The sequence below is a fragment of the Streptomyces sp. NPDC046465 genome (assembly GCF_040646035.1).
Taxonomy (GTDB): domain Bacteria; phylum Actinomycetota; class Actinomycetes; order Streptomycetales; family Streptomycetaceae; genus Streptomyces.
Genome location: NZ_JBEYZK010000046.1, coordinates 20,910 through 28,126 on the forward strand (window position 1 = coordinate 20,910; position 7,217 = coordinate 28,126).

Consider the following 7,217-nt stretch of genomic DNA (forward strand, 5'->3'; position numbering starts at 1 on the left):
GGGGCTGATCAGGGGGTGCTTTCGGATGCCTGGTCCGCAGACTCGGTGCCGAGCGTGCAGTGGGACAGTGAGGAGAGGCATGCAATCCCGGCGCGGACTTCTGAAACTGTCGGCGGCCACCACCGCCGCCGTCCTCGGCTCCACCGGACTGGCCGCGTGTTCGACCACCGTGGCCGACGTCGACGCCCCCGGTTCCCGCCCGCAGGACGACGGGACCCTCACCTACGCGGCCCCCAGCGAACCCGACAGCTGGGATCCGCACCAGGCCTCCACCGGCGCCACGGCCCGCCTGCTGCGCCCCGTGTTCGACTCGCTGGTGTCGCTGCGCCCGGACGGCACGTACGCGCCCTGGCTGGCCACCTCCTGGAAGGTCTCCCGCGACGGGCGCAGGTACACCTTCCAGCTGCGCCCGGGAGTGACCTTCACCGACGGGACCAGGTTCGACGCCGCGGCGGTGAAGGCGAACTTCGACCACGTCGTCGCGCCCGAGACCGTCTCGAAGTCCGCCGCAGGACTCCTCGGTCCTTACCAACGCACCGAAGTGGCAGGGGAGCTGACGGCCGTCGTACACCTGAAGCAGGCCTACTCCTCGCTGCTGCGCGCGGCCGCCTCGACCTTCCTCGGCTTCCACTCGCCCAAGGCGCTCGCCGAGCACGCCGCCGACCTGGGAGCGGGCGGCCGGTACACCGTGACCACCGGCCCCTTCCGCTTCGCCTCGCACACCTCGGGCCAGCGGGCCACCTTCGTGCGAAGACCCGACTACCGCTGGGCGCCCGAGGGCGCCCGGCACACCGGCGCCGCCCGGTTCGAGCGGATCGTCGTCAACATCCTCTCGGAGAACGCCTCCCGGGTCGGCGCGGTCACCTCCGGGCAGGTCGACGCGGCCGAGCAGATCCCCGCCTCGCGCCTGGCGTCCGTACGGTCCACGCCCGGCCTGAAACTGCTGCGCACCCCCACGCCGGGCACGCCGTACACCTTCTACCTCAACACCTCGCGGGCCCCGTTCGACAACCTCGATCTGCGCCGGGGCGTGCAGGCCGCGCTCGATCTGGCCGGGCTCGTCAAGGGCGTCTTCCAGGGCGAGTACGAGCGCTCGGGCTCGCTCCTGACGCCGTCCACGTTCGCCTACGACAAGTCGGTGGGCGAGCGGTGGGGCTACGACCGGGCGCGCGCCGAGCGGCTGCTCGACGCCGCCGGGTACACCGGCAGGGACGACGACGGCTACCGCACCAAGGACGGCCACCGGTGCACCGCCGAGTTCCCGTACGTCCAGAGCGTCCTGACCGGCGACAACCAGATCGTCACCATCGGGATCCAGGACGCGCTCAGGAAAGTCGGCGTGGAACTCAAGCTGACTCCCCTCGACTCGGCCAGCAGCATGGACCGCACCGCCACGGGCGACTACGACGTCTTCGCCTTCGGGTGGGAGAGCCCCGACCCGGCGCTGCTGCACAGCCTGTACCACTCCAAGCGGCAGTTCGGGGCGGGCGGCATGAACGGCGCCCGGGTCCGCGACGCCCGGCTCGACGCCTGGCTCGACCGCGCCCAGGCGGCCACCGACCCGGCCGAACTCACCGCGCTGTACAGCAAGGTCCAGGCCCACGTCATCGACCAGGCCTACGCCATCCCCACCTATGTGGGCTCCCGCGACACCGCGGTACGCGGCCGGCTCCACGACCTCGCCTTCGACGGGTACGCGGGACCCGACCTCTACGACGCGTGGGTGAGCGCACGGTGACCGGCGGCGTCGTGCGCTTCGTGCTCCAGCGGCTCGTCTCGGGCGCTGTCGTCGTATGGGGCGCGGCCACCCTGACGTTCTTCGCGGTGCACCTCGTCCCCGGCGACACCGTCGCCGCGCTCCTGGGCCCCGGCACCCCGGTCACCCCGGAGCTGCGCCACCAGATCCTCGCCGACAGCGGCCTCGACGACCCGCTGCCCGTCCAGTACGCGCACAGCATGGGCGACCTGCTCAGCGGAGACCTCGGCAGGTCCTACCAACTCAACCAGCCCGTAGGCGATTTGCTCTCCGGACAAGTCATGCCGACCGTGCAGCTCGCGCTGTGCGCGCTGGTGACGGCTTTGCTCCTGGCGGTACTCGCGGCCGTCGTCACCGCGGGACGCGGCCGCACCGGCCGTACGATCGCGTCCGCGGTGGAGCTGCTCGTGGTGTCCGTGCCGTCGTTCTGGCTCGGCATCGTGCTGTTGACCGTCTTCTCCTTTCACCACCCCTTCTTCCCCGCCGCGGGCGCCGACGGGGCCGCCGCGCTCGTTCTGCCGACGCTGGCGCTCGCCCTGCCGCTCGCCGGAGTCCTCGCCCAGGTGATCCGCCAGGAACTGGAACAGGCCGATGCCAGGCCGTTCGCCCTCACCGCCAGGGCCCGCGGACTCGGCGAGACGCGGCTGCTGCTGCGGCACACCCTGCGCCACGCCCTGCTGCCGGTGAGCACGCTCTCCGGATTCCTGCTCGGCGGACTGTTCGGCGGCGCCGTCCTCATCGAGAACATCTTCGCCAGACCGGGGCTCGGCCGGGTTCTCGTACGGGCTGTGGACTCCCGCGACCTGCCGGTGGTCACGGCCCTCGTGCTGCTCTCCGCCGTCGCGTTCGTCGTCATCAACATCGTCGTCGACCTGCTCCACCCGGTCATCGACGCCCGGCTGAGAGAGGTGACCCCATGAGTACCGCGTCCGAACTGGTCTCCGTGACCCGGACCGGACGGCGGCGCGGCGTCGAACGCCGGGCAGTGGTCCTCGGCGGCTCGGCCGTACTGGTCCTGCTCGTCCTGGTCATCGCGGTACCCGGCCTGTTCACCGGCCAGGACCCCAACGCCACGCACGTCACCCAGACGTTCCAGGCACCGGACGCGAACCACCTCCTCGGTACGGACCAGCTCGGCAGGGACGTCTACGCACGGATCGTGCACGGCGCCCGGGTCTCCCTGTCCGTCTCGGCCGCCGCGACCGCGATCGGCGTCGGCGGAGGCGCCCTGCTCGGCCTGGTCTCCGCGGCCGGCGGAGCCCGCGTCGACGCGGTCCTGATGCGCGCGGTCGACGTGCTGATGGCCTTCCCCGAGATTCTGCTCGCACTGCTCGTCGTCGCCGTGATCGGCGGCGGCACCCTCAACGTGGCCATCGCCATCGGCCTCGCCGGAATCCCCGGCTACGCCCGGATGGTGCGCGGCCAGGCCCGGCTCGTGCTCGCATCGGAGTACGTCGAGGCCGCGAAGGTCCTCGGCGTCCCGCCCCGGCGCTACCTGCTGCGCCATGTGCTGCCCAACGTGGGAGGCTCCCTCGTGGTGCTCGCCTCCATCGGGGCAGGCGCGGCGATCGCCACGGGGGCCGGCCTCAGCCTGCTCGGCCTCGGCCCGCAGCCCCCGCAGGCCGACTGGGGCTCCATGGTCGCCGACGGCAAGGAATTCCTGCAGACCGCCTGGTGGATCTCGGTCGCCCCCGGCCTGGTCATCTCGGCCGTCGTCGTCGCGGGCACGCTCGTCGGCCGCGGCCTGCAGTCCTCGGCGGTGCGATGAGCGGCGCGGGCGTCAAGGACGCCGTGAACCTGGTCCAGGTGGACAACCTCTCCGTCTCCTTCGCACGGTCCGCCCGCCCGGTCGTCCGAGGCCTCTCCCTGTCCGTGGCCCCCGGTGAATGCGTCGCCCTGATCGGGGAGTCCGGCTCCGGCAAGAGCGTCACCGCGCGCGCCCTCATCGGCCTCGCGGGACGCGGTGCCAGGGTCACGGCCGACCGGCTCGCACACGAGGGCGTGGACGCCACCGGATTCGGCGCGCGGCGCTGGCGCACCGTGCGCGGCCGTCAGGTCGGCATGATCCTCCAGGACGCCATGGTCTCCCTCGACCCGCTGCGCACCGTCGGCGCCGAGATAGCGGAGGGCGTCGCCCTGCACGGCAAGGCGACCGCCAAGGACGTCACCGCGCGCGTCGTGGAACTGCTCACCGAGGCCGGGGTGCCCGAGCCCGCCGCGCGCCGCACCCAGTACCCCCACCAGCTCTCCGGCGGCCTGCGCCAACGCGCGCTGATCGCCTCGGCGCTCGCCGCCGGACCCCGGCTGCTGATCGCCGACGAACCCACCACCGCGCTGGACGCCGTGGTACAGGCCCAGATCCTGCGTCTGCTCGCACGGATTCGCAGCGAAGGCCGGGGACTGCTGCTGATCAGCCACGACCTCGCGGCCGTCGCCCAGCTCGCCGACCGCATCCTGGTCATGCGCGACGGCGAGGTCGTCGAGCAGGGCCTCACGCGGGAGCTGCTCCGGGCGCCCGCGCACCCCTACACCAAGACCCTCATCCAATCGGTGCCCACCGGCCGCCGCCGGAGCGTCGCCGACCCCGGACAACTGCTGCTCCGGGGCGAGGGGTTGGTGAAAACGTACGCGCCGACCGGACGGCGCGGCCCGGCGCGCCGCGCGCTCGACGGCGTCTCGCTCGCCCTGCACGCGGGCGAAAGCCTCGGCGTGGTGGGGGAGTCCGGCTCCGGCAAGAGCACCCTGGCCCGCGTCCTGCTCGGCCTGGCCGCCCCCGACGCGGGAGAGGTGACCCTCGGCGGGCAGCCGTGGTCGGCGCTCCCGGAGCGGGCCCGCAGGCCGCTGCGGCACCGGGTGCAACTGGTCCACCAGGACCCGTCCGCCGCCTTCGATCCGCGGTACACCGTGGGCCGGATCATCGGCGAGGCGCTGACCGGCACGGAGCGCTCCCTGCGGGCCACCCGGACCGTCGAGCTCCTGGAACAGGTGGGCCTGGACGCCGGGTACCTGAGGCGCGGGCCGCACCAGCTGTCGGGCGGACAGCGCCAGCGCGTCGCCATCGCCCGCGCGCTCGCCCCGCGCCCCGAGGTACTGGTCTGCGACGAGCCCGTCTCGGCGCTGGACGTCACCGTGCAGGCCCAGGTGCTCGAACTGCTCGGCCGGCTGCGGCGGGAGACCGGTGTGGCCCTGGTGTTCATCACCCATGACCTGGCCGTGGTGCAGGAGATCAGCGACCGGGTGCTCGTGATGCGCGACGGCCAGGCCGTCGAGGAGGGCCCGACCCACGAAGTCTTCGACCACCCCCGACATGAATACACCCGGGCACTGGTCGACGCGGTCCCCGATCTGCCGGGCGCGACGGCCCGTGGTGCCCGGCAGGACTCGCACCCGTCGCCGCCCCGGGCCGACCGACAACGACGGAGTGTGCATGACTGACGGCGACCTGACCAGGCACGGCGACTGGACCGAGCGCGCCCACGCGGTGGCGAACGCCCTGGGGGCGCGCGACGGCGGAGCGCCGCCGCTGCGCGAAGTCGGCCTGCTCAAGAAGGCGGGCCTGGTGACACTGCTCGGCCCGGCCGAGAACGGCGGGGCCGCGCAGGAGTGGCCCGTCGCGGACCGCGTGGTGCGGATCATCTCCGCGGCCGATGCCGAGCTGGGTGAACTCCTCGCCCGTCATTACGTGTTGATGAAACTGTCCACCTTCATCGCCACCGAGGAGAAGCGGGACCACATCGAGGAGGTGGCCACCCGCGCCCAGTGGTTCTTCGGCGGCGCCCGCGACATCCGCGCGGGGACCCTGACGATCCGCGACCGGGGCGACGACATCGTCTTCGACGGGCGGATCACCCCGAGCACCGCGTCCGGTGTCAGCGACATCACCGTGCTGGAGGGGCGGCTGCCGGACGGCTCCCCGATCAGCTCGCTCGCCATGTCGACCCACGTCGGACTCGCCTTCGAGCACGACGAGGACGGCACGGTCACTGTCCGCGACGCCGACATCCCGTGGACGGGAGCGCTCGGCTACGTCGACAAGACGTTCAGGCCGCGTGCCTACAACGCGTTCGTCGCGCCGGCCCTCGACCTCGTACTGGCCGAGGCGGCTCTCGGCCGGGTCCGCGGCCTGCTCGGGCAGGGCCCCGGACATCCGCGGACCGAACGGGAGCTGTCCGCCGCCGAGCGGCGGGCCGACGTGCTTTCGCGGGACGCCGGCGCGCTGCACCGGCGAAGCGCCGACCTCACCGCCGCGGAGGTGGCGGAGCACGGGCTCCGTGTCGCTGAACTGCGGGCCGAGGCAGGTCAGTTGGCGCAGGCGGCCGAGACGGGCGCCCTGCGATGACCATACAGAAAGGTGCCGTTTCGATGACCGGATCCCCAGCACTCCCGCCGATCCCCCTGTCCGTCCTCGACATCGCGCAGGTCGAGCGCGGCCGTCCGGCCGCCCGGTCCCTCGCGACCGTACGGGAACTGGCGCGCCGCGCCGAAGAGTTGCACTTCAAGCGGTTCTGGGTGGCCGAGCACCACAATGCCCCGGGCGTCGCCAGTTCCTCGCCCGCCGTGCTGCTCGCCGCCATCGGTGCGGTGACCGAGCGGATCCGGATCGGCTCCGGCGGCGTGATGCTGCCCAACCACGCGCCGCTGGTGGTGGCCGAGGCCTTCGGCACGCTCGGCACGCTCTTCGCCGGCCGGGTCGATCTGGGGATCGGCCGGGCACCGGGCACCGATGCGGCGGTCGCGAGCGCCCTGCGCCGGTTGCCCGCCGAGGCGTACGCCGACGAGCTCGGCGACCTCCTCTCCTTCGTGACCGGCAGTTTCCCCGAAAGCCACCCCTACCGGGGCATCACGGCCCTGCCCGCGCCGCCCGCGCCGCCCGAGGTCTGGCTGCTCGGATCCAGCGTCTCCAGCGCGGTCATGGCGGGAGAGCGGGGGCTGCCCTACGCCTTCGCCCAGCACTTCTTCGGGGCCCGCGGCGCTGAAGAGGCGCTGCTGGCGTACCGCGCCGCGTTCCGCCCCTCCGTGCTGCTCGCCACTCCGCACGCGCTGCTCACCGTCCACACCGTGTGCGGCGAGGACGACGCGCACGCCCACCACCTCGCCGCGCCCGCCGTGGCCTCGGCGCTGCAGGTCGACGGACTCGTGCGGGCGGAACCCCTGCCGAGCCCCGAGGACGCGGCGGCGCTCGACTGGCCGGACAAGGAGCGGGAGTACGCGGCCGAACTCCTCGCCGAACAGGCCGTGGGAGGGCCCGAGTCGGTGCGGCGCCGATTGGGCGCGCTGATCGGGGAGACCGCCCCCGACGAGCTGATGATCACCAACAACGTGACCGACCCGAAGGAGAAGCTGCGCTCCCTGGAGCGGGTGCGCGAGCTGTTCGTGTGAGGGTGCGGCTGGTAGCACCACCAGACGTCTGCGGCCCGCGCTGAGCGCGGCGGTCGTGGTCTGCGCGGTCACGGCGGTGCTG

The 7,217-nt window shown here is 73.1% G+C and carries 6 protein-coding genes; all 6 read left to right on the forward strand.

From position 1 onward, the window contains the following. Positions 1–79 precede the first annotated feature (79 nt). The 6 genes from ABZ953_RS38075 to ABZ953_RS38100 are packed head-to-tail and all read left to right on the forward strand — an operon-like array spanning position 80 to position 7,135. On the forward strand, positions 80–1,738 hold the full coding sequence (locus tag ABZ953_RS38075) for an ABC transporter substrate-binding protein (RefSeq protein ID WP_361733890.1): 1,659 nt from the start codon (positions 80–82) through the stop codon (positions 1,736–1,738). Beyond that, positions 1,720–2,676: an ABC transporter permease gene (locus ABZ953_RS38080; protein WP_361733891.1), complete on the forward strand. Its 957-nt coding sequence runs from the start codon at positions 1,720–1,722 to the stop codon at positions 2,674–2,676. The genes ABZ953_RS38075 and ABZ953_RS38080 overlap by 19 nt, the downstream gene beginning before the upstream one ends. After that, positions 2,673–3,524: an ABC transporter permease gene (locus ABZ953_RS38085; RefSeq protein WP_361733893.1), complete on the forward strand. Its 852-nt coding sequence runs from the start codon at positions 2,673–2,675 to the stop codon at positions 3,522–3,524. The genes ABZ953_RS38080 and ABZ953_RS38085 overlap by 4 nt, the downstream gene beginning before the upstream one ends. Continuing rightward, positions 3,521–5,191, forward strand: a complete 1,671-nt coding sequence (locus tag ABZ953_RS38090) for an ABC transporter ATP-binding protein (protein WP_361733895.1) — start codon at positions 3,521–3,523, stop codon at positions 5,189–5,191. The genes ABZ953_RS38085 and ABZ953_RS38090 overlap by 4 nt, the downstream gene beginning before the upstream one ends. Next, positions 5,184–6,095, forward strand: coding sequence for a hypothetical protein (locus ABZ953_RS38095; RefSeq protein WP_361733897.1), 912 nt, complete (start codon positions 5,184–5,186; stop codon positions 6,093–6,095). The genes ABZ953_RS38090 and ABZ953_RS38095 overlap by 8 nt, the downstream gene beginning before the upstream one ends. Positions 6,096–6,118: 23 nt before the next feature. Next, a complete protein-coding gene (locus ABZ953_RS38100; protein WP_361733899.1) occupies positions 6,119–7,135 on the forward strand; it encodes an LLM class flavin-dependent oxidoreductase in 1,017 nt (338 codons plus the stop codon). Positions 7,136–7,217: the final 82 nt, after the last annotated feature.